The organism is Acinetobacter soli (genome assembly GCF_018139125.1).
In the GTDB taxonomy this organism is placed as follows: Bacteria; Pseudomonadota; Gammaproteobacteria; order Pseudomonadales; family Moraxellaceae; genus Acinetobacter; species Acinetobacter soli.
Genome location: NZ_CP073241.1, coordinates 2519439 through 2544406 on the forward strand (window position 1 = coordinate 2519439; position 24968 = coordinate 2544406).

General features: G+C 39.2%; 23 protein-coding genes. 5 read left to right on the forward strand and 18 right to left on the reverse strand.

What is annotated here, in order from left to right; genetic code table 11:
* Nucleotides 1-2: 2 nt before the first annotated feature.
* From KCV09_RS11585 to KCV09_RS11665, 17 genes are all read right to left on the reverse strand, one after another.
* A complete protein-coding gene (locus KCV09_RS11585; protein ID WP_212515186.1) occupies nt 3-1196 on the reverse strand; it encodes a DegT/DnrJ/EryC1/StrS family aminotransferase in 1194 nt (397 codons plus the stop codon).
* On the reverse strand, nt 1190-1885 hold the full coding sequence (locus KCV09_RS11590; RefSeq protein WP_151747137.1) for an acetyltransferase: 696 nt from the start codon (nt 1883-1885) through the stop codon (nt 1190-1192). The genes KCV09_RS11585 and KCV09_RS11590 overlap by 7 nt, the downstream gene beginning before the upstream one ends.
* Entirely contained in the window at nt 1866-2480 is a 615-nt protein-coding gene (locus KCV09_RS11595) for a sugar transferase (RefSeq protein WP_004941746.1), read from the reverse strand. The genes KCV09_RS11590 and KCV09_RS11595 overlap by 20 nt, the downstream gene beginning before the upstream one ends.
* Entirely contained in the window at nt 2474-3622 is a 1149-nt protein-coding gene (locus KCV09_RS11600; protein ID WP_151815811.1) for a glycosyltransferase family 4 protein, read from the reverse strand. The genes KCV09_RS11595 and KCV09_RS11600 overlap by 7 nt, the downstream gene beginning before the upstream one ends.
* Complete coding sequence (locus KCV09_RS11605) at nt 3619-4701, reverse strand: glycosyltransferase (protein ID WP_151815812.1); 1083 nt, start codon at nt 4699-4701, stop codon at nt 3619-3621. Before KCV09_RS11605 ends, KCV09_RS11600 begins: the two co-directional genes overlap by 4 nt.
* Nucleotides 4702-4713: 12 nt before the next feature.
* Nucleotides 4714-5814 (reverse strand): glycosyltransferase, encoded by a 1101-nt coding sequence (locus KCV09_RS11610; protein ID WP_212515187.1) that lies wholly within the window; start codon nt 5812-5814, stop codon nt 4714-4716.
* On the reverse strand, nt 5811-7106 hold the full coding sequence (locus KCV09_RS11615) for a lipid II flippase MurJ (protein WP_151815814.1): 1296 nt from the start codon (nt 7104-7106) through the stop codon (nt 5811-5813). Before KCV09_RS11615 ends, KCV09_RS11610 begins: the two co-directional genes overlap by 4 nt.
* 5 nt (nt 7107-7111) lie before the next feature.
* Nucleotides 7112-8137 (reverse strand): NAD-dependent epimerase/dehydratase family protein, encoded by a 1026-nt coding sequence (locus tag KCV09_RS11620; protein ID WP_212515188.1) that lies wholly within the window; start codon nt 8135-8137, stop codon nt 7112-7114.
* Between the two features lie 30 nt (nt 8138-8167).
* A complete protein-coding gene (tviB, locus tag KCV09_RS11625; protein ID WP_212515189.1) occupies nt 8168-9448 on the reverse strand; it encodes a Vi polysaccharide biosynthesis UDP-N-acetylglucosamine C-6 dehydrogenase TviB in 1281 nt (426 codons plus the stop codon).
* Nucleotides 9449-9644: 196 nt separating this feature from the next.
* Complete coding sequence (locus tag KCV09_RS11630) at nt 9645-10469, reverse strand: glycosyltransferase (RefSeq protein ID WP_212515190.1); 825 nt, start codon at nt 10467-10469, stop codon at nt 9645-9647.
* Complete coding sequence (locus KCV09_RS11635; protein ID WP_212515191.1) at nt 10466-11302, reverse strand: glycosyltransferase family 2 protein; 837 nt, start codon at nt 11300-11302, stop codon at nt 10466-10468. Before KCV09_RS11635 ends, KCV09_RS11630 begins: the two co-directional genes overlap by 4 nt.
* Nucleotides 11303-11314: 12 nt before the next feature.
* Entirely contained in the window at nt 11315-12103 is a 789-nt protein-coding gene (locus KCV09_RS11640; RefSeq protein ID WP_212515192.1) for a beta-1,6-N-acetylglucosaminyltransferase, read from the reverse strand.
* An 18-nt stretch (nt 12104-12121) separates the two neighbouring features.
* Entirely contained in the window at nt 12122-13336 is a 1215-nt protein-coding gene (locus tag KCV09_RS11645; RefSeq protein ID WP_151978166.1) for an EpsG family protein, read from the reverse strand.
* A 42-nt stretch (nt 13337-13378) separates the two neighbouring features.
* A complete protein-coding gene (locus KCV09_RS11650; RefSeq protein ID WP_212515193.1) occupies nt 13379-14341 on the reverse strand; it encodes a glycosyltransferase family 2 protein in 963 nt (320 codons plus the stop codon).
* A gap of 2 nt (nt 14342-14343) precedes the next feature.
* A complete protein-coding gene (locus KCV09_RS11655) occupies nt 14344-15303 on the reverse strand; it encodes a glycosyltransferase family 2 protein (RefSeq protein WP_212515194.1) in 960 nt (319 codons plus the stop codon).
* On the reverse strand, nt 15296-16237 hold the full coding sequence (locus KCV09_RS11660) for a glycosyltransferase family 32 protein (RefSeq protein ID WP_212515195.1): 942 nt from the start codon (nt 16235-16237) through the stop codon (nt 15296-15298). The genes KCV09_RS11655 and KCV09_RS11660 overlap by 8 nt, the downstream gene beginning before the upstream one ends.
* Nucleotides 16230-17522 carry an oligosaccharide flippase family protein gene (locus tag KCV09_RS11665; RefSeq protein ID WP_111812272.1) on the reverse strand — a complete coding sequence of 431 codons (1293 nt, stop codon included), beginning with the start codon at nt 17520-17522 and terminating at the stop codon, nt 16230-16232. Before KCV09_RS11665 ends, KCV09_RS11660 begins: the two co-directional genes overlap by 8 nt.
* A 389-nt stretch (nt 17523-17911) precedes the next feature.
* Between KCV09_RS11665 and KCV09_RS11670 the strand changes: the two genes are divergently transcribed.
* The 5 genes from KCV09_RS11670 to KCV09_RS11690 all read left to right on the forward strand — a co-directional run bounded on the left by KCV09_RS11670 (nt 17912) and on the right by KCV09_RS11690 (nt 23305).
* Nucleotides 17912-19015 (forward strand): polysaccharide biosynthesis/export family protein, encoded by a 1104-nt coding sequence (locus KCV09_RS11670; RefSeq protein WP_149931116.1) that lies wholly within the window; start codon nt 17912-17914, stop codon nt 19013-19015.
* A gap of 3 nt (nt 19016-19018) precedes the next feature.
* Complete coding sequence (locus tag KCV09_RS11675) at nt 19019-19447, forward strand: low molecular weight protein-tyrosine-phosphatase (RefSeq protein ID WP_111812270.1); 429 nt, start codon at nt 19019-19021, stop codon at nt 19445-19447.
* 24 nt (nt 19448-19471) lie between these two features.
* Nucleotides 19472-21661: a polysaccharide biosynthesis tyrosine autokinase gene (locus tag KCV09_RS11680; RefSeq protein WP_151747090.1), complete on the forward strand. Its 2190-nt coding sequence runs from the start codon at nt 19472-19474 to the stop codon at nt 21659-21661.
* 178 nt (nt 21662-21839) lie between these two features.
* The gene (locus tag KCV09_RS11685; RefSeq protein WP_151815297.1) at nt 21840-22547 is read left to right on the forward strand and encodes an FKBP-type peptidyl-prolyl cis-trans isomerase; all 708 of its coding nucleotides are present in this window, start codon (nt 21840-21842) and stop codon (nt 22545-22547) included.
* A 65-nt stretch (nt 22548-22612) separates the two neighbouring features.
* On the forward strand, nt 22613-23305 hold the full coding sequence (locus KCV09_RS11690; protein ID WP_048763157.1) for an FKBP-type peptidyl-prolyl cis-trans isomerase: 693 nt from the start codon (nt 22613-22615) through the stop codon (nt 23303-23305).
* Between the two features lie 99 nt (nt 23306-23404).
* Here KCV09_RS11690 and murJ read toward each other — a convergent pair whose 3' ends face one another.
* Nucleotides 23405-24952, reverse strand: a complete 1548-nt coding sequence (murJ, locus tag KCV09_RS11695) for a murein biosynthesis integral membrane protein MurJ (protein WP_004941795.1) — start codon at nt 24950-24952, stop codon at nt 23405-23407.
* Nucleotides 24953-24968: the final 16 nt, after the last annotated feature.

Genomic DNA, 24968 nt, shown 5'->3' on the forward strand with positions numbered 1-24968 from the left:
GGTCACTGGGTCTGCGTACACGCAGCATCTAATTGCTCAAGTACCTGCTGAATGGCACTCAAGGTCTGCTGCATATTGTCTTGGGTTAAGGTTGGATGCACCAAGAACATCAGGCTGGTTTCCCCTAAAGCACGTGCATTAGGCAATCGCTGTGCAGGGCGCCATGGCGTATGGTCAAAAGCATGTTCGAGATAAACTTCAGAACATGAACCACTGAAACACGGCACGCCCAATGCGGTAATTTCTTGCATGATTCGATCACGTGACCAACCCGGTGGCAATTGTTCTGGCACCACCTGTACATAACATTTGTAATAGGCATGTACTGTATCGACGGCAGGTTTTGCCACCAAAAAATACGGCGAATTTTCAAAGGCTGCCAGAATTTGCATGGCATTTTGGGTACGCAGCAATGTCCATTCGGCCATTCGTTTAAGTTGAATGCGCCCAATGACCGCTTGCATTTCCATCATACGCCAGTTGGTTCCAAAGGAATCATGTAACCAGCGAAATCCGGGTGGATGTGGGGTGTGATACACGCTGTCATAGTTTTTACCATGATCTTTATAGGCCCACATTTTTTTCCAAAGATATTCATCTTGTGTGGTGACCATACCGCCTTCACCCCCGGTGGTCATAATCTTGTCCTGACAAAACGACCATGCACCAATATGCCCAATTGCACCCGCAGATTTGTCTTTATACGATGCACCATGTGCCTGCGCACAGTCTTCAATCACATAAATACCACGCTCTTGCGCCAGTTGCATAATCGGGTCCATATCACACATCCATCCCGCCAGATGGACACAGATAATGGCTTTGGTATTGGGTGTAATGACAGCCTCAATGGTGGCTCTAGAAATATTCTGAGAATCTAGCTCCACATCGGCAAAAACCGGATTGGCACCCGCAGTGACAATCGAGCTGGCCGAAGCCAAAAAGGTACGTGATGTGACCACCACATCGTCTCCTGCACCGATATCTAGCGCCTTTAGAGCCAAATCTAGTGCAGTGGTGCCATTGGAAACTGCGACCGCGTAGGCAGCGCCCGCCCACGCGGCAAATTCTTTTTCAAAATCACGACAATGTTGACCCGTCCAGTAATTGACCCGATTGGAGAGCAGCACATTCGAGACTGCATCCGCTTCTTCTTGGGTAAAACTGGGCCATGGGGCGAAGGCAGTATTTAACATGCTGAAGGTCCTGATCTTGATATCTTGATAATACGGGCTGGATTACCCACCACCGTTGCGCCATCGGGAACGTCGTCGATGACGACGGCCCCCATTCCTACCACAGCGCCACGACCAATCATTAATGGCCGAGTGGAGGTTCCCTGCCGCAGCATGGCGCCAGCACCAATATAGGCGTGATCGCCAATATGCACATTGCCGTTGCACTTGACCGACGGTGCAAACGTGACGTAATTGCCAATCACACAGTCGTGTGCCACATAACTAAAATAATTAGCATGAAAGAAATCGCCTACACGAATATTCGAGCTGAAATGCACATGATTGCACAGTACGGCGCCTTGCCCAATCTGCACATCATCCATCTGAATCTGGGTCGCAGCCCATACACTCCAGTGCTGAAGCGAGTGTTGTTCGAGCTTTTGTACCAGTCGTTCACGTATCTGGCTGTTGGCGATGGCAATACAGACATATTTCGCTGTCGCTTCAAGTGCCACAAATGCATCAAACGACAGCACACGGTGTCCATTGACCCATTCGGCTGATTCGGCATCATCGATAAATACCAGTTCGTAAGCACTCTCTAAATCAGCCGCCTGCAACTGGGCACGCGCCAGCGGCATGACACCGCGCCCAAAACCACTGGCGCCATAAATGGCATAAAGCGTTTTAAGGGGTTCGCTCGTCATCTTTTGGATTTCCGGTAAATCGCGTCATGGTCACGGCCTCAGACTGATTGATGCCTTCTTTAATGAGCACCTTTTTGACGGTCTGTAGCATGATTTTAAAATCAAGCCAGATCGACTGATGCTCGACATACCAAGTATCGAGTTTAAATTTTTCCTGCCAGCTAATCGAATTACGCCCATTGACCTGTGCATGGCCGGTCATGCCCGGGCGTACATTGTGCCGCTTGGCCTGCTCTTCGTTATACAGCGGCAAGTATTCCATTAACAATGGACGCGGTCCGACAATACTCATGTCGCCTTTAATCACATTCCATAGCTCGGGCATTTCATCTAGGCTGGTCGAGCGCAGCATCTTGCCAAAGGGTGTCAGGCGCTGATCATTCGGCAAAAGTTGCCCAGAGGCATCACGTGCATCGGTCATGGTGCGAAACTTAATCATATCAAAAGGTTTGCCATGCAAACCTGGACGTGTCTGACGAAACAGTACAGGTGAGCCCAAATTTTTACGGACTTTATACGCCACATACAGATAAAGCGGCGATAAAACCACCAGTGCAGTGGATGCAATCACAATATCAAGGCTTCGTTTTAGCATGACGGCTTCACACCCATTTCGGTCAGCATGTGTGCATTCACCCGATGCACATCATATTTGGTTAAAGCAATTTCCCGAGAACGTTGTCCCATATCTTCTACTCGCGCTGGCTGGTCGATACACTGCTGCATCGCATTCACCAACGCATCTACCGATTTTACTGCAACCAGATAGCCATTTTCACCTTCAATCACGGTTTCACGGCAGCCCGGTGCATCGGTGGTAATGACAGCACGGCCCATCGCCATGGCTTCTAGCACGGTACGTGGCGTACCTTCACGATATGAGGGCAATACATAGACCGATGTTGCGGCAATGGCCGGACGAACATCTGTGAGTTTACCCCAATACGTGACGCGTTGCTCTTGCACCCATTGATCCAGTTCTTTTTGGTCAATTGCAGACGGATTCTGGTCAATCCAGCCCACCAGATGAAATTCGATCTCGGGATGCGTGACTTTAATTTTGGCAGCAGCAGCGGCATATTCTCGCACACCTTTATCGCCGAGCAAGCGTGCGATCAATAGAAACGCCACTTTCGGCTGCCCGTTTGCCTGTCTTGGCAATTCAACCTGATCAAATTTAGCCAGATCAACCCCTGAGCCATTGACAACTACGGCAGGCTTATTGCGCTCAATCAAATTCATGTGTCGAAACAACGCCAGATCGTCTGGATTTTGAAAAAACACCTTATCGCTATAGGTCAGGGCTTTTTTATACAGGCCGTGCACAGCACGCTGAAACAAACTTTTGGCCTGCCCCTCACCACGCTGAAATGCATAGCCCAATCCGGTAATCAGGGCAAAGCGCTGTGGCACGCGAGCAAGCCATGCCGCCCATGTGCCATAGATCACGGGTTTAATGGTATAAGACAACACCATATCTGGCTGTACCCGACGAATCACGCGATATAACGCAAATAGCGTGTTCAGATCGGCCAGCGGATTGGTTCCTGTACGCTGCATGGGAACTTCAAGCACCGTATAGCCTAACTGTGTCAGTGCTGTCACTTGTTCGGGGAAATCGGCATGATTGGGCGCAATCACGACAACTTCATGCCCTTGTGTGGCAATGGCTTCTAAAAGTTTGCCTCGAAAGTTGAGTACCGACGGCAAATAACTGCTAATCATTAAAAATTTCATTGGCAAGAGGCCCAAAGTGCTGCGTATTGGTCCGCAACATGATCAAGACTAAACTGTGCAGCAACACGTGCACGCGCTTGGGTTTTTAAAATCTGTTGGTCTGTATCGGACAATTTAAAATAATGCGCTACTGCATCGGCCAATGCATCGACATCACGCGCAGGGACCACATAGCCAGTCTCTTGCACAATGAAGCCTGCATCGCCCACATCGGTGGTGACACAAGGCACACCCGAAGCCATCGCCTCGATCAGTACCGTTGGTAGGCCTTCGGTAATTGAGGTCATCACCAGCAGATCCAGCCCTTGGTAAAAACGTGGCATATCGTGGACTGGCCCGAAGCATATCACTTTATGCGGTGCAATCTGATAGCGCTGCATCAGTGCGGCAATCTCAGGCTGCTCTGCCTCTACGCCCTTACCCGCCAGATGAAAGACCACCGGAAGCGCTTGCAGCTTCGCGATCATGGCAAATAAATACTCGAAACCTTTGGCAGCATGGTAGCGTCCGGCAAATCCAATCACCATCGGCGTGTGGCGCTCGGCTTGAGTATGAAAGTCTTGCAGTGTAATTCCGTTGGGAATCACACAGCCGCGTGCCGAGTGAAACCCAAATTGTTGATGCTGCTGAGCCGCGGCATGCGCACAATATACAATGGCCTCGGGGCGAGCCGAAAGACGACGACTCAGCAGTAAAGCCAGTTTGGTGCTGCGTGACTCATCTTTGAGCGCAGCCAAGGAATGATGAATTCCCCATACAATGGGTGGATGCGACGATACGCCCAAACAGGCCAGCGAAACCAGCACATTGGCATGATACATCCAGCACTGGATCACCGCTGGCTGAAGCGCCTTGATCTGCCGGCGCAACTGTAGCAGACAAGACAAAGTATTGATGCCGTTCCAGTGCAATGCCTTCACCGATGCACAACGATCTAGCGCAGCCTGATAAGTATCATTGACCCGCATCAGCGCAATCACATGATGTTCGTGCTCGGGCTGTGCCTGAATCAGACGCGAGAGCATGCTCTCTGCGCCACCCAGCGCAGAAAAGTTTGTAATAACATGCAACACCTTCATGCGCTGCCGCTCCTAAATCAGGGCCAGATAGGCCTGTGTAATGGCATCCAAGCCATAGACCTGTTCTGGATGTTGAGCGCGATCTGTCTGAATATCGCCCTGTAAAACCTTAAATAGTGCATCGCTCAGTGCCGCCTGATCCTGATTGGGCACCAAAACACCATAGCGCCCCTGCTCCAGAATTTCACGTGGCCCACTCGGACAATCGGTCGACACAATATTGAGCTTTAAAGCCAATGCCTGAATCAGCGCACCGGGTAATCCTTCCCATTTTGAGCTCATCACATACACATCGGCCTTGGCCATGTATGCAAATGGATTGGCACGAAAGCCCGGCAGTGCCACATATTGTTGAAGCCCTAGAGTATGAATCAGGCTCTCTAACTCAGCGCGCTGCTCACCCTCGCCCAAAATGAAGAGATGTGCCGGCGTGCGCTGGATCAGCTGAGCAAACGCATGCAGCAACAGCGGATAATTTTTGGCTTCGGTTAATCGCCCAGCCGCCACAATCACAGGTATGCTACGCTCGGGCTGAAACCAGGGCTCTTCAACTGCTGCTTGGGCCAGTTGGTATAGCTCCGGCGTAATCACGGGATCATAAATCACGTGTGTTTTCGGCAAGGCAGTCCCCAAATACTGCTGCATATCGTCGGCTACGCCCTGCGATACCGGAACCAAAACATCACAGCGCTGATACACCCAGCGCATCGCGCTTTGTAGCAGCCACTTTTTTAGACCAGTACGATGTTTTAAATTCACACTGGCTGTACTGGTTTCGCGGCAAATCAGGCGGGTTTTGATACCCGATAACTGTTTTGCCCAATACACCATAATATTGGTGTGAGTCATGGTGCTAATCAGCGCATCGGGCTGTACCTGCTTGAGCCATGCCACCAATGGCCGCGTCATGTACTTCACCTGACCACAGGCCAAATCGACCAGATACACAGCAGGAGACAACTCGGCTTTGAGTTTGGATTTTTCGCCTGCAAGATTGACCGCAATGACATAAGTTTCCAGTCCGGCATTGACAAAACCATTGGCCAGCAATACTGCGGTACGTTCAGCACCGCCGCCGCCCAAAGTCGGAATGATCAAGGCTACTTTTTTCATTGCGGACGTTTCCTATACAGCACAATGTGCGTGAGTAAATACACAGCCGATACCAGATACACCAGCATCAGGGCCCAGCCTAGGCTTTCTATGCCCTTGCCTAAATACACAATCCAGTAGGCACCCGACAAAAAAAACAAGACCAGTGAAATGAGATTGCCGAGCACAAAAATACGCGAAATCCGTAACGATACCACAAGCCTCGACAGCAACACACACGGCACATAAAACGGAATATACAGCAGCAAATACTTTAAAATATAGGCCACCTGTACCGTGCTTTCGGCACTAAAACGACCACGCTCGAACACCAGCGCGACAATAGGCTCTACAAAAAAATACAGCGGCAACAGCAACAGCGCAAACACCACAAAGCTCAAAGCCGCCAGCTTCAATCCTTCGCGAATTCCGTGGGCAGAGTCTTTTACAATCTGCTCGGCAATATGCGGGAACAACACCGAATTAATGATAATCCCCACCAGCATCAGGCCCGTAGACACCAGTTTGGTGGCATAGTTCAAACTCGCCACCTGCCCATCGCCTAAATAACCCGCCAGATAATTTGAAATGACCGGTAATAAGCCCAAAATTGCCGATGAAAACACAATCCAGAAAAAATCTTGAATCAACGGCCGATGCTTATAAAAGAGCGCGCTACGCGGGCGCTGCCACTGAAACGCGATCTGCCGCCGTAAGGTCAGATACTGCCCCGCCAAACGTAGCCCAAAGCCCAAATACCAGCCGCAGGTGAGCAACAGTGCCGCAGGAATCTGCTGAATGCTGAGTAGCACAATGGTGCCCAAAGGAATAAATAGCGAAAATAGATTGTTGATCAGGCTTCGTTTTTCGGCATTTAGAATGCTGTCAAAATAAGAGGTCAGACCTTGTACCACAATCATAGGCGCAAGCAGCAGACCTATGGTGATGATTTGCTGATTTTTTTCGGGTGTGGCATGCAAAAAAAATGGCTGTAACAGCACACTATATGCCACGCACACCCCACTGAGCAGCACTAAAAACAGCAGGTTCAGCCCCATCATTTCGGAGAAAAACAGCGCTTGCGCCTGCTCAGCCTTGGCCTGCAAATAGGCAGGCATAATGGTGGCATTGATGGATGAACCGTATAAACTGACCAGATACAGCGGAACGCTTAAGGCCAGATAAAACACGTCAATCTGACTGGATACCCCAAAGTGATAGGCCACCAGCATTTCTTTGACAAAGCCTAATGCACTGACAGCCAGACCAATTAAGAGTACCAGTGCAGACGACGACAGAAGCTTTTTATACATTGAAATCAGGTTAAATCCTGCACATACCACTGCATGGCCTGTTCAATACCCTGTGCAAATTTATGTGTCGGTACATAACCCAGTAAGTGACTAATTTTGGAGATATCCGCTTGAGAGTGTCTTACATCTCCTGCACGGAACTCCCGATGTACCGCATCTTTTGCGTATTGCACCTGATTATTCGCAAGTGCATTACGAATTGTCTCAAACAACTGATTGAGCGTGGTACGGTCACCGACTGCCACGTTGTACACCTGATTCTTGGCCGCTTCTGATGAGGTGGTTGCAGCCAACAGATTGGCTTGTACCGTATTTTCAATAAAGCAGAAATCGCGACTGGTTTCGCCATCACCATTGATAAACACGTCTTGGCCCTGAATCATGGCTGCGGTCCATTTTGGAATAACCGCCGCATAGGCACCATTTGGATCTTGGCGCTGACCAAAGACATTAAAGTAACGCAGGCCGATACACTGAAAGCCATAACTGCGTGCAAAGACATCGGCATAGATTTCATTGACATACTTGGTAACCGCATAGGGTGAAAGCGGCTTGCCAATATTGTCTTCAACTTTAGGTAATGCGGGGTGATCACCATAGGTGGAGCTACTGGCAGCATAGGTAAAGCTTTTCACCTGCGCATCTCGAGCCGCGACCAACATATTTAAAAAGCCGCCAATATTGACACTATTGGTGGTAATCGGGTCGTCTAATGAACGTGGTACAGAACCGAGTGCAGCCTGATGCAACACATAATCGACGCCCGCACATGCCGCATGACAGGTGTGCAGATCGCAAATATCACCTTCAATAAAACGAAAATTGGCCCATTGTTCAGCGCTGACCAAGCCTTGAACTTCATCTAAATTGTGCTGATGCCCTGTGGCAAAATTATCTAGTCCTACCACACGCTGGTTTAATTTCAGCAAGGTTTCGAGCAGATTTGAACCAATAAAACCTGCAACCCCTGTCACCAACCATGTGCTGGGTGTCGCTTTGAGCGACGTACACAGATCTTGATAAGCCGTCATAATGATCTCTCCACTTAACCGCACTACAACTTACAAACGGATATCCGACTGCGCGTGATCCAGTACATATTTTAAATCGTAGACCACATGATTGGCGCGTCCTAATGCATGAATCGCTTCACTGCCCATGGCTTTAAACTGATCATGGGCGACCGCTAAAATAATGGCATCGTAACGACCTTGCTCAGGCTGGGCCACCAGATCAATCGCGTATTCATGATGCGTTTCTTCAGCATCTGCCCACGGGTCGTAAATATCGACCTGCATATTGAAGTCTTTTAGCTCTGTCACGATATCGACAATTTTGGTATTACGAATATCGGGACAGTTTTCTTTAAAGGTCAGGCCCAAAATCAGTACCTTGGCATCTTCAATCTGGATGCGCTTTTTGTTCATGGTTTTGATGAGCTGATTGGCCACATACATGCTCATGTTGTCGTTTAAACGACGGCCTGCCAGTATAATTTCAGGGTGATACCCAATGGCCTGTGCCTTGTGGGTCAGGTAATACGGATCGACCCCGATACAGTGACCCCCAACCAAGCCCGGACGAAACGGTAAAAAGTTCCATTTGGTGCCTGCGGCTTTGAGTACTGCTTCGGTGTCGATGCCCATTTTATTAAAAATAATCGCCAATTCATTAATCAGGGCAATATTGACATCACGCTGGGTGTTTTCAATAACCTTGGCTGCCTCGGCCACCTTAATGCTTGGTGCCTTATGGGTGCCAGCTTCAATAATCAACTGATACACCGCATCGACATAATCTGCAATTTCAGGGGTAGAACCCGCCGTGATTTTTAAAATATTGGTCACACGGTGCGCTTTATCGCCAGGATTGATACGCTCGGGGCTATAACCCGCAAAAAAATCCTGATTAAAGCTTAAACCCGACACTTGCTCTAAAATCGGCACGCAGACCTCTTCGGTTGCGCCCGGAAATACCGTCGACTCATACACCACCACATCGCCTTTCTTAAGTGCGCGACCAATGGTCTGTGACGCTTTGATGAGCGGTGTGAGATCTGGCTGTTTAAACTGGTCAATCGGGGTGGGTACAGTCACAATAAAGAAATTGCAATCTTGCAAATCTGAGACATCGCACGAATAGTGCAAATGCTTGGCCTGTTGCAGCTCGTCTGCACTGACCTCAAGCGTATGGTCTTGCCCCTGCTGTAGCTCGCTGATGCGTTTTTGATGGATATCAAACCCGACTACAGCAACATGCTTGCCAAACTCGACGGCCAGCGGTAAGCCCACATAGCCCAAACCAATGATAGCAATACGAAGATTTTGAAGATCTAGAGGCATGCAAGACGACATAAACGTTGATTATTCTGTGAATAGATGCAGTTATTCTACAACATTCTTTGCCTGATACATGTTGTATTTTTTGAATAACGACTTGAACAAGACAACATCGGTTTGAGCAAAGCACACCACAAAATAATATTTAATATTTTAAGATGATTTTTTGCTCTTAACCATTGAATTAAAGACAAAAAAGTTAAACTTTTTTTCTCAAAAACTGATTATAGAAACCTTTCAGTAATGAAGTAGGTAGTAAACGGAGTGAGGCTCTAAAAAGAAACAACAAGTTTGCCATGAGAGAGTTTTGAATTTTTAATTGCTTTTTTAGATCCAATAATTGCTTTTCACTTTTGATATACTCAAGACCTTTTCGACGAGCATGCATACCATTTCCCACACGAGCAAAAACTAAAACATCATTTAAATTAGCAACACTGTGACCAGCGGCTATCAATCTTAACCATAAATTATAGTCTTCCATAAATAAATGGTGTTGATAGGCGCCTTCTTTTACAACAATCTCCTTTCTAAATGCTACAGTCATATGATTGAAAGGACAGCGAAATCTTGAAAATTTTACAATTTCATGATGACCAACAGGCACCAATCTATTTGAAGAAGGTTTATCAACTGAAAATTCAAATTCAATAATTTGACCTCCTAATAGTACTACAGATGGATTTTTGATGATGAAGTCAATTTGTTTTTCAAACCTAGCTGGCAAAGCAATATCGTCAGTATCCATTCTAAAAACCCAATCATTAGTACAATACTTGAGCCCTTCGTTTAAGGCACGCCCTAAGCCAACATTTGTCTCTAATTGAATAATCTTGAGAACTTCACCAAGTTTGTATTGCCAATCATTAATAATTTTGGTCAAATCAGAACCGACTTGCCCATCAACAACTAAAATAATTTCATTGGGTTTTATAGTTTGCTGAGTCCATATACTTTGAAAACATGAATCAAGATTTTGACTTGATTCTTTGTAATATAGAGATAGTAATAAAGAAAATTTCATAATAATATCTCACTTTTTACAAACTTAAAAAAACTAGAGCATGTTTTATTGTATAGCTCATTTTTAACAAATCTATCAGTATAACCATATTTTAATGAATATTTAATCAAAGACAAACATACACAAAATTTAAAAAAATTGAATTTTTTATTCTTTAACACGAATTGATCTAAATCATCTATAAATTTTAATTTTTTTAATCCTACAGGGGAGTTCATCGCGCTTGAGTTGGAATTACTAGCAAGAATATAGTTAAAATAAGGTTCTGAATTAAGTGAGATATTATTTGAACTCAATAAGCATTGAAATATAAATTTTAAATCCTCACCATAAGTAGATTGATCATCAAAGTAAATTGAGTTTTCAATTAAGAAACTTCTTTTAAAGATAAAAGAGCCTAGATGAAATTTTATTTTCCGCTTTAAAAACTGTTCTAAAAAAATAGCAGACTTCATAGATTCTACATCTCTATATTTTTCATTAACCAAACCATCTATTTTATAATTAGAAAACTGAATTTCACAATTTTTTAAATTTTTCTTCAAAATACAAAAATCTATAATATCATCAATATCTAAAAAAACCACAAAATCATTTTTTGAATATTTTAAACCATAATTTCGACTTGAAGAGACACCACCATTATTTTTTTTTAAATAACTAATATTCAAAATACTACTAAACAGCTCATGTGTTGAATCAGTTGAACCATCATTTACAAGAATGATTTCAGAATCCTTACCATAATTCTCTAAAAAACTCTCCAAATTATTTAGAAAATTTTTATAATAATTTTCACCATTATATACAGGAATAATAACTGATATATTCATTTTAAATAAAACCTAACCATTAAGTGTAGTAAATGTTTTGGAATCTACTTTTCTAGCAAACCAATACCCTTCCGATTTTACTGATAATATTTGATCTTGATTTAAAAATATTGGACTATTACCTCTTTGATGCTTCTTGTCAAAAACAATAAATCTCTTATTATCATTTGTTACAGAGTCGAACAAATCAGATTTCAAAATGAGAGTTTGAAAAAAAAATTCATCAGGACATAACTTATTCCTAAAATTACTTAAAAATTCATTTGAAATATTATTCATTAAACAAGTTAGCTCTGACTTTCTAATGGAAAACCATTGACTGCCAAAATAATAAGTTTTATTAGTAAAAATAATTTTATCAATAACTCTATTAAAAATAGTTAAAAACTTACCAATTAAATTTCTTTGGTATTTTTTATCCGCATGTATAGCTGATAATCTATTTCGATATCTTAGTTGTATAGTAGGTTTCATTTCAATAAAAATTGAAGAATTGAACCATTGTAAATTAGTATCAAATATAAAGTCTTCACCACTTATTAAATGAAAAAACTCATTATTAGGATCGTGTTGAAGTGAAAATTCTATTAGATTTAATGTAGCTTGAACCATGCTAAACCCTCCCCAGTTAACATCAACGCGATTTTCAAGAATATGAAAATTGTTAGGTAACGGAAGTTTATTATAAATTTTTGTCTTTTTATCAAAATGTACATAAAAATTGTATTCCAAATGCTGTCTAGCATAAGCAATCAAATGATCAATATTTTTATGAGCTAAAATTAAAAAGCATACTTTCATAAAACAACTCCAATCATACTATTTACCCCAAATCGAATTTTTATGAACAAAATCATCAGAATAGCCATTATTATGAATGTCAATTAACCATGGTGAAAAATAGAAAAAAGGTTTAACTAACATGCTATTTTTTTGATATGTATCTATCATTACATCGTTATAATTACCAAAGAAAATAGGAAAATAAATTAAAAAATAGACAGCACAAGATCTAATAAAAATTAAAAAAGTTATAATTGCTTTTACTTTAAAATTAAAACAATATTTTAAAAGATAAATATATAAAAAATTAAAAGCTAAATTAATTCTTTCAAAAAAAGTTACAAAGCTCAAGAAAAACAATTCAATACAACCTAGTAGAATTAAGAATTGCAACATCCTATCATTTGGATTTTTCTTAATTAAATTTATAGCAAAAAAAGAAACAACAAAAACAAAAAAACAATTTAATATTTTTTTCAATAAAGTACCAGTATTGAACTCCTGAACACCAAAATCATCACCATAAATATAATAGTTAATTGCCGTACCAAAAACAGGAATGCTATTTAAAACCTGCTGAAACTTATTAATAAAACTTGGTAGCAGCAGACCAGCCATTAACGAAAAAATAATTAAAATATAATTAAACCTAAAACCAATTGTTTTGAATGATAGTAAATATACTAAAATAATAATTAAAGATGAATTGTGTATCCAAACAGCTAAAAGTGAAAAAAATAAAAATTTTAGTGTGGATTTTTTCTCAATAAGAAAAAAATAATAAAAAATAAAACTATAGGCAAAGATATTTCTATTAATATCCATCAAATCTCTATAATTAAATGTGAACAATAATACTATTAAAATTATTAAAATATTTGATAAATTTCTAGGATTTTCTATAAAAGAATTATGAACAATTTTAGCCCAAGTATAAAGTACAAAAAATATATTAAAAAAAATAAAGTAATAATAATCTATATGAAATTTGTTCATCAAAAAGGCTGGCAATGCTACATATGGTCTAGACCAATCATGAAAACCACCTGTATATTGAGCAGCATTATAAGATAAATAAAAATTTGATGAAGTATCATACATTATGGGAAAGTATATACATATTAATGCGACTGAAAAAGCAAAAAAAACAGAAGCATCTCGACCCTTAAGTAAACTAAGTAAAGCCGAAAAAAAACCTAAAACTGGATTAATCATTGCTAACGAAAAATTTAGTAGATTATATCTTTTCATCCAAAACTCTATCAGTCGATGCACATGAATTGTGATATTATACTATATGAATTTATTCTTTAGTATCACAATAAGAGCAAGAATTGTACCTAAATAATAAAAAGCTAAATGCTTAGTATCTTTAACATAGACTGTTATAATATCTTTGCGTTTTTGAAGTGCTATTTGATTTTTTAATTTTCTCCACTCTAAAAAAGAATTGTAAAACCCTTTACTTTGCATGTACATTTGAATATACATTCTTGATAACGATAGTAAAGAATTTATTAAAAATGGATATCTTTCTATATAATGAGAAAGCTTCAAAATAGCATCTTTAAAATCTGATAAATTTTTATCGGTAATACTACTCGTTATACTATTGGGGTTAAACCTATAGTGAAGTAATATTTCATCTATGAAGTAAATATTCTTACTTTTCAAATAAATATATGGAATTGTATATGCATCTTCAAAATTTTTTCCAACTGGAAACTTAATTTCTTTAAAAAGTTCTTTTTTATAAATTCTTTTCCACGCATACCAAGCAGATTGAGTTGCAACTTTGTTTAGTATATTTTCATTCATTTGATAAAATCCAGAGGATATTACTGAATTCCATATTTCATAAAATCTTCCAGAATCATCAAACCTATTAGCATTAAACTCTATAATATCAGGATGGTGTAGATTAATTTTTTCAAGTAATATTTTAAAATAGTTTTCAGAAACAATATCATCAGAATCTAAAAATGCGATGTATTCTCCTCTAGCCAGTTCTATACCAGAATTTCTAGCTGCACTTAGACCTTGGTTTCTTTGATTATGTATAATAAACTTATTTTTTACTCTGATAGGTTTGTCCTTCAAAAACTCTTCAATTAGAAATATTGAATTATCAGGTGTTCCATCATCGATCAAAATTATCTCTATATCACAATCAGCTACTTGATTAACCAAAACATTCAGACAATCTATAATGTATTTCTCAACATTATAGATTGGGATAATTAATGATAATATCATTTCTATACCTTTAAAATAATTCTAACAATGTGCCTAATTTTTGCATACATTACAGGAAAATTAAATTTAATTTTTTCACTAAGTTTTATTTTATTAATTTTTTTTGCTTTTTTATAATAAGAATTAAGTTCTAAAATTTTATTTCTTATTTGATCAATATTTATCTTAGATACCAATCCAATATAAAGATTAAGATAACTTAAAAAAACATATGACATATTTTTATCATTATATTCCCCATACTTTAATACACCTTCTTTGGCACTTAGGATTAGTTTATCTAGGTTCTTTTCATTATTTAATGAACTTTTAGAATGTACACGATAACCTATTAAGTATTTATTGACATTCATAATAGTAGCTATTTTATTATTATATAATTCTGAAAACAAATACTTATCTTCAAGTAAGATACCACTTCTAAAATTTAAGTTGATTATATGCTTCTTACTGAAAAATCTAAACCAAGGTTGCCATAAATCTTGTTTAATAAGCTCAAATATATAAAAAGTGTCATTTTCGATCAAACCTTCAGTATCAACTAAAACGAGCTCTCTCTGTTTAATGGATTTTTCATCAATTTCAAGGGCATTTATATGAAAAACATCAACATCTGGATGTAGTTTCATTTGTTTAGTCAACGTATCGATGTATGAGGGATAAACGATATCATCTGGGTCTAGAAATCCAACAAAATCACCTTTTGCCTGAGTTAAACCATAATTTCGAGCAGCACTCTGTCCTTGATTTTCTTGCTTTAAAAATATAAAGCAATCTTGAATATTTTGTGGATACTTTGAAATTACGTTTTTCATAATTTCAATAGAACTATCAAGGCATCCATCATCCACAACAATTAGCTCAACTTCTTGATTAACTTGATCAATTAAGCTAGACACAAATTCCTGAATATATTTTTCAACTCCATAAACAGGAATAATAAGTGATAAAATTTTATGCATTATTTTTCTCCAGCAACTCACCTATAATACTATGCTTAGTATATAACTTATATTTAATTATAAAGTTCAAATATGACCGATCATAATTTGTTAGTTTTATTACTGGAGGTAAAATCTTTGGCTTTTTTACTTGGGTTAATAAATTAGTTATTTTATCTGTCGACCAGTTAAATCGCTCTTGATAGTAAAAAGCATCATTTTCACATTTTTTCAGATAAAAACTATATTTTTGATCTGTCTGTCTTAATACAATTTGCTGTGCTAAATAGGCTAACAGATAAGAAGGTGTTGTTATTTTCTGCTTTAAAATATCATAATCACTTCTCTTTGAAATTTCTTGGAAATATTTATCAGGACCTAAATCTTTCAATGGTAATAAGGCTTCCAACCATTTTTTTATAAATTCATTCTTCACTGGTGCACATAAAAACCAATTTTCAATAATTGGAAAATTTCTATCAACTGTCGAAACGTCCCTAAAGTAACCAATACAATCATAATTTGTATTATTATGATTGTCTAGCAACTCATTTAGCCATGATAAATCTTTATAAAAAATTGTACTTGTATCTATCCAGATACCACCATAATCATAAAGAAGTTTTAGTCTAATGATATCTGCCTTATGAGCTAATGAAATATTGTCATAAAAATCTAAATCTTTTAAATATTCAGAAACTGTTAATTTATTGAGTAAAATCAATTCATAATCAGGATTCATTAACTTAGTTTTCTGAATTATTTTTTGAATATACAAAGGTATATCAAGTGAATCCCAATACATCCAGATTTTTTTTGGTACAAATTTATTCTTTACTATTTTTTTTTCAAGATTAATGTAATCCTCACTACTAATGTACTCAGGTATATCTCTGGTTCGATACAGAATAAAAAACCTTAAAATCTTTAAAAAATTTTTAATTTTTTTATTCATTTCCTAACTTCCTTTTCAAACCAAAAACTACCAATTGAGCTTTTAATATTTCAAACTTTTTAAATAAATAGTTGAATAAAGTCAAAGAAAATAGCTCAACAATCAAAACAGCTATTGCAGCACCATACATTTGATATCTATCGATCAACACGTAGGCAATAAACACACCAAACACAACGAGTATAAATGTCTTATACATCAAATAATTAAAACCATTGTATAAAAACATGTATCTTGCATAAACTTGGCCTAAATTTGACAGAAATGTACTCACAACTAAAATAAGAGCAATATTAAATGCTTCAATATATTCATTCCCATAGAGCTTCTGAATTAAATACTCACCTATAAAGTAAAAAGCTACTAAATAAATAATAAAAAATATTGTCATAATTCTTGAGATATTCGCCGCAACCAATGATGCCTCTACATTATTTTTAGACTGATACAACTTTGGCGTAAAGGATGTTAAAAAAGCATTATTTACAAAACTCCATGCACTCCCTAAAGTCACACCGACAGTAAAAATCCCCAAACTTTTCTTTGAGATCATAACACCCAATAAAAATTGAGACACATTTACATATACTGTTATAGCTAGAGCTGATAGCACCAAGCTCGAACCACTTCTCAAGACATATTTAGAATATTTTATTCGGCTTTTAATTTTATTAAAACTCAAAATATTTTTATTATTTTTATTAAAGATATACCTACGAATAAAAAATGGAATTAAGGCAATCAATATAATTGGGAATACAAGATAGATAACATCTAATTCAAAATATGCAATTATAAATCTCAATATTAAACTAACTATAAGTCCAATTATATTTGCAAAAACATTATATATTGCTTTTAAGGTGACATCATTATATAAAATATAAATATCTTGTACTGAAATATAAGCAGACACGCCTACGGCAAGAGCAAAAATAAAACTTAAGTAATCTGTCTCAATCCACATATATATTAATAGTGGAATAGATGTAACAAAAAAAACAATTGCTCTTAATAAGGAGATTGATTTTAATAGTCTTAATCCAGAGTCATGATTTTGTGCAATTCGTTTGGAACAAATTACATCTGTACCCCAAATGGCCAATGTCTGAACAACTGCAAATATTGTTGTAGCAAAACTTAACTTCCCAAAACTTTCAGGACCAATATATTTGGCGACAAATGATGTAACAAAGATCAGACCAAATAAAGCTATTAATTTTTCTAGGATTATCCAGATTGAATTTAAGAAAATTTTATTTTTAAATTTGGATATTAAATTCATTTTGCAGATATCTTAAAAAAGAAAGGTAAACTATAAGTTGCCAACGATTTGGTATTGTAATGAACAGTACGCGTAGCGGCCTATTCTAGACGAGTTCAGTTCATTGAATCCAGCTTAACTTTACCTAGACTTAACATTAAAAAAACCATTTTAAGCTGATAATTTAATCAAGAAAGCGATATAGGCAAAAACAAGTCTTTGATAATTTTAAACTTTGATAAAAAAAATTCTTTTTTATCAAATATAAAAGAGATACAACTATTCACTTTTTTGCCGCCTCAATTATACAATTTTCATCGTAAAAACCTACCTCTTATTTTGAGAATAGTCTACAATCCCGACAAAGTAGTTTCACATTTATAAACGAATTACAAACAAAGGGTTTTGCGGTGAACTTGAAAAGTGCCTCGTTCGTGGTTTCATCTATTTTAGTATTAAATTTAACAGGTTGTGCAATAACCTCTGGATTACAAACTTTTGATATGCCTGAACAAGGGAGCTATACAACTGATCAAGGTGCTCAAGTTTCTGTTGTTCAACTCAATCAGCAAAACTTACCCGGCCTTACACCCGCTATTGATACACGCAATAGTCGTGAAATAGCAGCCTTATTCAATAAAACCCATAAAATGTATAGGCTGAACTCTGGTGATGTGTTATCCATTCAGCTTTGGGCATATCCTGAAATTACACCGCCACTTCAAGATGGTAACAATACAAAGGGTATTGGCTATCCTATCGATAGTAATGGAAATATTTATTTACCCCTTGTTGGTAAAGTACAAGCACAAGGAAAAACTGTATCTGAACTTACTCAAACATTAAGGTCTCGCTTCGCCCAGTATTTGAAAGCACCCGATGTCGTAGTTCGGGTATTGTCATACGAAGGCAATCGATACTTTGTAAATGGTCAGGTCCTTAGAAGCGGGCAATATACGTTGAATGATCAACCAATCAGTGTATACACCGCATTGAGTATGGCAGGAGGCGTAAACACTGAAACTGGTGATAATACCTCTGTACAGCTCATTCGAAATGGTAAAACTTTTGATTTAAACATTATAAGCTTAGAAAAACAGGGATATTCGTTACACAACCTACTCATACAGCCTAACGATACCATTTTTGTAAATACCAAACAAAATCAGAAACTTTATGTCATGGGTGAATCCAACAAAAGCCAAGCGATTGCGTTACGTGATCAAGGTATGACTTTAAGTGACGTTTTGGGTGAGAGTGAAGGGATTAATCCTTATTCGGCAAGTGCCGCTCGAATTTACGTTATGAGAACCAATTTACAAGATAGAACCTCTACGATTTATCATCTTGATTTATCCAGCCTAGGAAATCTAGCATTGGCTAATCAATTCGAGATGCAAAAAAATGACATTGTCTATATCGATGCCACTGGCCTGACTCGCTGGCAGCGTGTAATGAACCAAATTATTCCGTTCTCAAGTACACTGTATACCTTCGATCAGTTGGGTAAATAATTTATGCAAATTAAAAACATCTTGGTTATTTGCGTTGGAAATATTTGTCGAAGCCCAATGGCAGAGTATTTATTAAAACAGAAATATCCAGAACTTAATATTGAATCTGCTGGTATTTCTGGTTTGACTGGTCACGCGGCAGATGATAAAGCTATTCAATGTATGGATGCTCTAAATATTGATATGCGTTGCCACATTGCACGTAAATTAAACGCTGATATGTTAAAAAAAGCAGATCTTGTTTTAGTGATGAGCTCAAATCAGCAAAAGCATATTGAAACTACATGGCCATTTGCCAAAGGTAAAACCTTTCGATTGGGTCATTGGCAGGGACAAAATGTGCCAGACCCTTACCAACATGATCAGGCCTTTTTTGACCAAACTTGTATCAACATTCAGTCGTATGTTGCTGACTGGGCATCACATATTTAAATTTTGAAGTAACCAAAAAACATTATGAGCCAAAATTCTAAAACCCATGACGACACGATCGACTTAAAAGAGCTGTTTTTTTCGCTACTTGCGCAATGGAAATTAATTGCGGTTTGTGTCTTATTGAGCCTAATAGTTGCAATTATTTATTTACGCGTGACTTCAAGTATTTATGCAACCGATGCACTGATCCAAGTTGAAGATAGTAAAAGTGCAGCATCTAAAGCGCTATTGGGTGAACTCGGTGATATCGCAGCAGGTGGGCAGCAATCACCAGCTGATGCTGAAATTGAAATTTTAAAATCACGTTTGGTGCTTGGAAACGTCATTCAAAATCTAAATCTCAATATTTTGGTTAAAGATACTGAGGATACTGTGATTAATCGTTTATTCTCAATGAATAAACCTATTTTAGAATATTCACATAAAGGACTAGAATATAAAGATAAAAATCATTCTTTTTTTATTCAAACTTTAGATGTTCCCCCTAACTATCTAGATAAGGGATTAACCTTAAAATTTATATCAAATTCTGCGAAATATACTTTGAGCTACAAAGACAAAGTTGTATTTGAAGGATTACTAAATAAAGAAAATATTTTAAATAGTGCAAAAGGCACTTGGAAAGTACAAATTAATAGCAGCGCACCTTTCGAGCAAGAGTTTGTCGTTAATCGCCTTGCTTTACCTACTGCTGTTAAATTTATTACACAGAATTTGAGCGTTGCTGAAAAAGGTAAACTAACCGGTGTAATTGGCTTGACATATCAGGGAGAAGATCCAGAACACATTACACAAGTTTTAAATAATATTTTAACCGTTTATCATGCCCAAAATATTGAACGTAAGTCGCTAGAGGCGCAGCAAACATTAAGTTTCTTAGACAAACAGTTACCAGAGCTCAAAAAGCAGCTTGAAGAATCAGAACGTAAGTTCAATAAATTCCGTGAACAATACAATACAGTCGATGTTACGCAAGAGTCTGAGCTTTTACTCAAACAAAATGTAGCTCTTGACACGACTAAAATTGAGTTAAAACAGAAACAAGCTGAACTCGCTGCCAAATATACTAACGACCATCCACTCATGGCCGAAATCAATGCTCAGCTTGATGCTGTCAATAGAAAAACTGAAGAGTTAAACGCAACGTTGAAGAAGCTTCCAGAGCTTCAACGCTTGTATTTGCAACTTTATCGTGATGTAAAAGTTAATACTGAACTCTATACCAATCTACTTAATAACTATCAGCAACTTAAAGTTGCAAATGCAGGCGAAATTGGTAATGTACGTATTGTCGATACTGCAATCGAACCTGTGAAACCAATTAAACCAAGAAAGCTTATTACATTACTTCTATCCATGATAGTTGGTGGTTTTATTGGCGTTCTTATTGCTTTAACTCGCAAAATGCTTCGTACAGGTATTAAAGACTCTGCACAAATTGAAAATGAACTCGACTTACCTGTATATGCAACGGTACCACGCTCGCCTATTCAGGAAAGTCGAATCAAATTACTTAAAAAGAAAAAGACTATTCCAATTTTGTCGATCAAAAACAGCGACGATATTGCAATTGAAAGTTTGCGTAGTATGCGTACTGCCATTCACTTTGCTTTGGCAAATGCAAAAAACAATCTGATTATGATTGCAGGCCCTGCACCTGCAGTCGGTAAGTCATTTATTTCGGTAAACTTGGCCACGATTTTGGCACAGAGTAATAAACGAGTGCTATTGATTGATGCCGATTTACGCCGTGGATACCTAAATAAATACTTTAATGTCGAGATTAAACCCGGCTTATCGGAATATTTAAGTGATCAGGCCAGCTTTGAGTCGATCATTCATCATTCTGAAGTGGCTGGCTTAGACATGATTACGCGAGGTAAAAGCCCTGCGAATCCGTCTGAAATGCTCGGCTCTGCTAAATTTAAAACCTTTCTTGATGAAATCATGCCGCTTTATGATCATATCTTGATTGATACGCCGCCAGTACTTGCTGTAACCGATGGTATTATCATTTCACAATATGCAGGCGTAAACCTGATCATTGCGCGTCATAATAAGACGCAAATGAAAGAGCTTGAATTAACCGTAAGTCGCTTCGAACAGGCAGGCGTGAAAGTGAATGGCTTTATTTTAAATGATATCGAGAAGTCGAGTGGCGGCTATGGATACAACTACGCCTATAGCTATACCGCGGCAAAAGATGATTGATCATCTAATCTAAACTTAAAAAAGCCGAATCACATGATTCGGCTTTTTCGTTTAAACAACGCAAACAGTATAAAAATCCACTCGTTTTTTTTTACAAACATTATATGCTAAACAGATGCATGCTAAGATCACATGTATTTTTAACATGATCAAATAAACATCTTTTTTGGAACATTGTATGAGTAAAGCCTTACCCGTTGCTGTCGCTATCATTTTAGGCGGTGCTGCACTTATTCCTGTTTATTACGCGACTCAGCATCCTGCAACAAATGTAGGCAGCAAGGCTGACCAAAATGCGTCTCCGGTGCAAAAAATCAGCTATGCGCTCGGTTATGAAGTTGCCAACCAAACACCTGCAGAGCTTGATGTTAATGCATTTGTACAAGGTATTCGTGATGGTCATGCTCATACACCTGCAGCCTACACACAAGAGCAGCTTCAAGCCGCCTATACTGCTTATCAGCAAGAAGCGCAGCAAAAAGAGCTTGAGCATGCCAAAAAGTCTGAATCGAGTAGCAATGACTTCTTAGCCGAAAATGCCAAAAAAGAAGGCGTTAAAACCACAGCATCAGGCTTGCAATACAAAATTATTACCGAGGGTACAGGTAAACGCCCAACTGCCACGTCTGTGGTCAAAGTTCACTACAAAGGTCAGTTGACCGATGGTAAGGTCTTCGATAGCTCGTATGATCGCGGCGAGCCGGTTGAATTCCCGCTCAATAAAGTGATTCCGGGCTGGACTGAGGGCTTGCAACTGCTCAAAGAAGGCGGCAAAGCGACTTTTTATATTCCGGCAAAACTCGGTTATGGCGAACAAGGTGTTTCAGGCATGATTCCGGCCAACAGCACCCTGATTTTTGATGTTGAGCTTCTCGAAGTAAAATAATCGCTCAAAGGAGAGTCATGTACTCTCCTTGTTTTTTTATATGACACATAATTTGGATAAAAATGATGAAAAAAACTGTGCTCGGTTTGGTTTTAACCAGTCTGTCTGTTTCAGGCTTTGCAGCAATTACCAAGAATAGCCCCCAAAAAGATCAATTAGGCTATAGCTATGGATATGTAATGGGTCGTACCAATGCCGATACCCTAAAAGATCTCAATATTGAAGCTTTTGTACAGGGCCTCAAAGAAGGTGCACAAGGCAAAGATGCCGCTTTGACGGATGAAGATATGGCCAAGGTGCTTAGTCAGTATAAAAAGCAAATGGAAGCCAAACAACTGTATGCATATCAGCAACTGGCTCAGCAAAATCTGAAAAGTGGCGATGCATTCTTGGCAGAAAATGCGAAGAAATCAGGTGTGATCACCACTAAATCAGGTCTTCAATATCAAGTTTTGAGTGCAGGTAAAGGTAAATCACCTAAAGCCACATCACGAGTAAAAGTGAATTATGAAGGCCGCTTACTCGATGGCACCGTATTCGATAGTTCGATTGCGCGTAATCATCCGGTCGAGTTTCAACTCAGCCAAGTGATTCCGGGCTGGACCGAAGGCTTACAGCTGATGAAAGAAGGTGAAAAAGCACGTTTGTTTGTGCCTGCTAAACTGGCCTACGGCGAAGTCGGCAGTGGTGATGCGATTGGGCCAAACAGTACGCTGATTTTTGATATTGAATTACTCGAAGTATTACCAGCCAAATAATGAAAAAAACTGCTGTCATCACAGCAGTTTTTTAACGCTTCGGTTGTCTTGCGACAAAAAATAAAGCGCAATTCATGTATTGCCACGCGCTGCTTTATTTTATGTCTCATGCTTTAGGTGGCGAGGTCTAAAACCCGTTGCAAACAGTGCGATTGCATAGGCAGCCACACCCACTACACAAAAAACAATCACTTCGATGATGCGCATCAGCTGAGAAGACTGCCCATCGTACCAATGCAGTGCGCCCCATAGCGCCCCAATCATGGCTAAATTGGCGACAGCATACTGGAGTGCGAGTTTTTTCCAGTGTCCGCCAAAACGGAAAATATTACGCTTGTGCAGATAAAAATACAGCATTCCGGCATTCACCAAAGCCGAACCCGATGAGGCCAGCGCCAGTGCCATATGTTCGGCTTTCCAGTCGATCAGCTTAAATAGCCCAATAAATATCACGTTTAAAAGCGCATTTGTGGCAACAGCAATCAAGCCTACACGTACGGGAGTTTTGGTATCTTGCTGGGCATAAAAACCCGGTGCAAATACCTTAATTAACATAAAGGCAATCACGCCACCACTCATGCATTGCAGGGCCAGTGCTGTCATTTTGGTGTCTTCCCAAGTAAATTCACCGCGCTGAAACAGCGCCTGAATAATCGGTGTCGACAGCATAAACAGTGCAATACTGGCAGGTAAACCCACCAATACAATCACGCGTGCAGCCCAGTCCAGCATCCCGCGAAACTTCTCCTGATTTTGCTCGGCATGACGGGCAGATAAAGAAGGCAGAATCACTGTACCAATCGCAACACCGATGAGTCCGAGCGGTAGCTCGGTCATACGCTCGGCACTATAGAGCCACGAAACTGAACCATCCTGCATAAACGATGCCCAAATGGTGTTGAGCAACAGGTTAATCTGAGTAACCGAAACACCAAACAAGGCCGGTAACATCAGTTTCATGATGCGCTCGACCCCTTCATGCTTGAAGTCAATTTTTGGTGGAATCAGGAGTTTTTTACGCCAAAGCTCTGGAATCTGGATCGCAAGCTGTAAAATCCCTGCCCCAAGTACGGCCCAGCCCAACGACATAATCGGCTGCTGCATATACGGCGTGAGCCACCACGCCCCTGCAATCATGGCCACGTTAAGCAAAACGGGAGAAAAAGCTGGTGAAGCAAACGAGCCATAACTGTTGAGAATACTGCTGGCAAATGCGGTCAGCGACATAAACATCAAGTAAGGAATGGTCAGACGAAACATTCCGACAGCCAGATCAAACTTTTCTGGATCGTTGTGAAAACCGGGGGCATAGGCATAAATAATCACCGGTGCAATGATCATGGCCACTAAGGTAAGTAAGCTCATCACCATCAGCAGGCAACCAAACACCCGACTAATCAGAATTTGTACTTCAGCATGAGCACGACCCGTTTTATATTCGGTCAAAATAGGAATAAAGGCTTGTGAAAATGCACCCTCGGCAAACAAGCGCCTAAAAAAGTTTGGAATCCGAAACGCCACCACAAAGGTATCAAAATCTTTTCCTGCCCCAAACACATTGAGCAGGACCATATCGCGGACCAAACCCAATATGCGAGATAACATCGTCATTGCACTGACAATAAACGTCGATCGCCACAATGCCATCGCCTCTACCCACGCC

Excerpts from the sequence above, each read along its gene's own strand:
- KCV09_RS11650 (WP_212515193.1), bottom strand. The coding sequence starts at position 14,341 with ATGATATTATCATTAATTATCCCAATCTATAATGTTGAGAAATACATT.
- KCV09_RS11615 (WP_151815814.1), bottom strand. The coding sequence starts at position 7,106 with ATGTATAAAAAGCTTCTGTCGTCGTCTGCACTGGTACTCTTAATTGGT.
- KCV09_RS11610 (WP_212515187.1), bottom strand. The coding sequence starts at position 5,814 with ATGAAAAAAGTAGCCTTGATCATTCCGACTTTGGGCGGCGGCGGTGCT.
- KCV09_RS11665 (WP_111812272.1), bottom strand. The coding sequence starts at position 17,522 with ATGAATTTAATATCCAAATTTAAAAATAAAATTTTCTTAAATTCAATC.
- KCV09_RS11635 (WP_212515191.1), bottom strand. The coding sequence starts at position 11,302 with ATGAATATATCAGTTATTATTCCTGTATATAATGGTGAAAATTATTAT.
- KCV09_RS11640 (WP_212515192.1), bottom strand. The coding sequence starts at position 12,103 with ATGAAAGTATGCTTTTTAATTTTAGCTCATAAAAATATTGATCATTTG.
- KCV09_RS11675 (WP_111812270.1), top strand. The coding sequence starts at position 19,019 with ATGCAAATTAAAAACATCTTGGTTATTTGCGTTGGAAATATTTGTCGA.
- KCV09_RS11630 (WP_212515190.1), bottom strand. The coding sequence starts at position 10,469 with ATGAAATTTTCTTTATTACTATCTCTATATTACAAAGAATCAAGTCAA.
- KCV09_RS11585 (WP_212515186.1), bottom strand. The coding sequence starts at position 1,196 with ATGTTAAATACTGCCTTCGCCCCATGGCCCAGTTTTACCCAAGAAGAA.
- KCV09_RS11690 (WP_048763157.1), top strand. The coding sequence starts at position 22,613 with ATGAAAAAAACTGTGCTCGGTTTGGTTTTAACCAGTCTGTCTGTTTCA.
- tviB (WP_212515189.1), bottom strand. The coding sequence starts at position 9,448 with ATGCCTCTAGATCTTCAAAATCTTCGTATTGCTATCATTGGTTTGGGC.
- KCV09_RS11680 (WP_151747090.1), top strand. The coding sequence starts at position 19,472 with ATGAGCCAAAATTCTAAAACCCATGACGACACGATCGACTTAAAAGAG.
- KCV09_RS11600 (WP_151815811.1), bottom strand. The coding sequence starts at position 3,622 with ATGAAATTTTTAATGATTAGCAGTTATTTGCCGTCGGTACTCAACTTT.
- KCV09_RS11685 (WP_151815297.1), top strand. The coding sequence starts at position 21,840 with ATGAGTAAAGCCTTACCCGTTGCTGTCGCTATCATTTTAGGCGGTGCT.
- KCV09_RS11605 (WP_151815812.1), bottom strand. The coding sequence starts at position 4,701 with ATGAAGGTGTTGCATGTTATTACAAACTTTTCTGCGCTGGGTGGCGCA.
- KCV09_RS11655 (WP_212515194.1), bottom strand. The coding sequence starts at position 15,303 with ATGCATAAAATTTTATCACTTATTATTCCTGTTTATGGAGTTGAAAAA.
- KCV09_RS11590 (WP_151747137.1), bottom strand. The coding sequence starts at position 1,885 with ATGACGAGCGAACCCCTTAAAACGCTTTATGCCATTTATGGCGCCAGT.
- KCV09_RS11620 (WP_212515188.1), bottom strand. The coding sequence starts at position 8,137 with ATGACGGCTTATCAAGATCTGTGTACGTCGCTCAAAGCGACACCCAGC.
- KCV09_RS11660 (WP_212515195.1), bottom strand. The coding sequence starts at position 16,237 with ATGAATAAAAAAATTAAAAATTTTTTAAAGATTTTAAGGTTTTTTATT.
- murJ (WP_004941795.1), bottom strand. The coding sequence starts at position 24,952 with ATGGCATTGTGGCGATCGACGTTTATTGTCAGTGCAATGACGATGTTA.
- KCV09_RS11595 (WP_004941746.1), bottom strand. The coding sequence starts at position 2,480 with ATGCTAAAACGAAGCCTTGATATTGTGATTGCATCCACTGCACTGGTG.
- KCV09_RS11645 (WP_151978166.1), bottom strand. The coding sequence starts at position 13,336 with ATGAAAAGATATAATCTACTAAATTTTTCGTTAGCAATGATTAATCCA.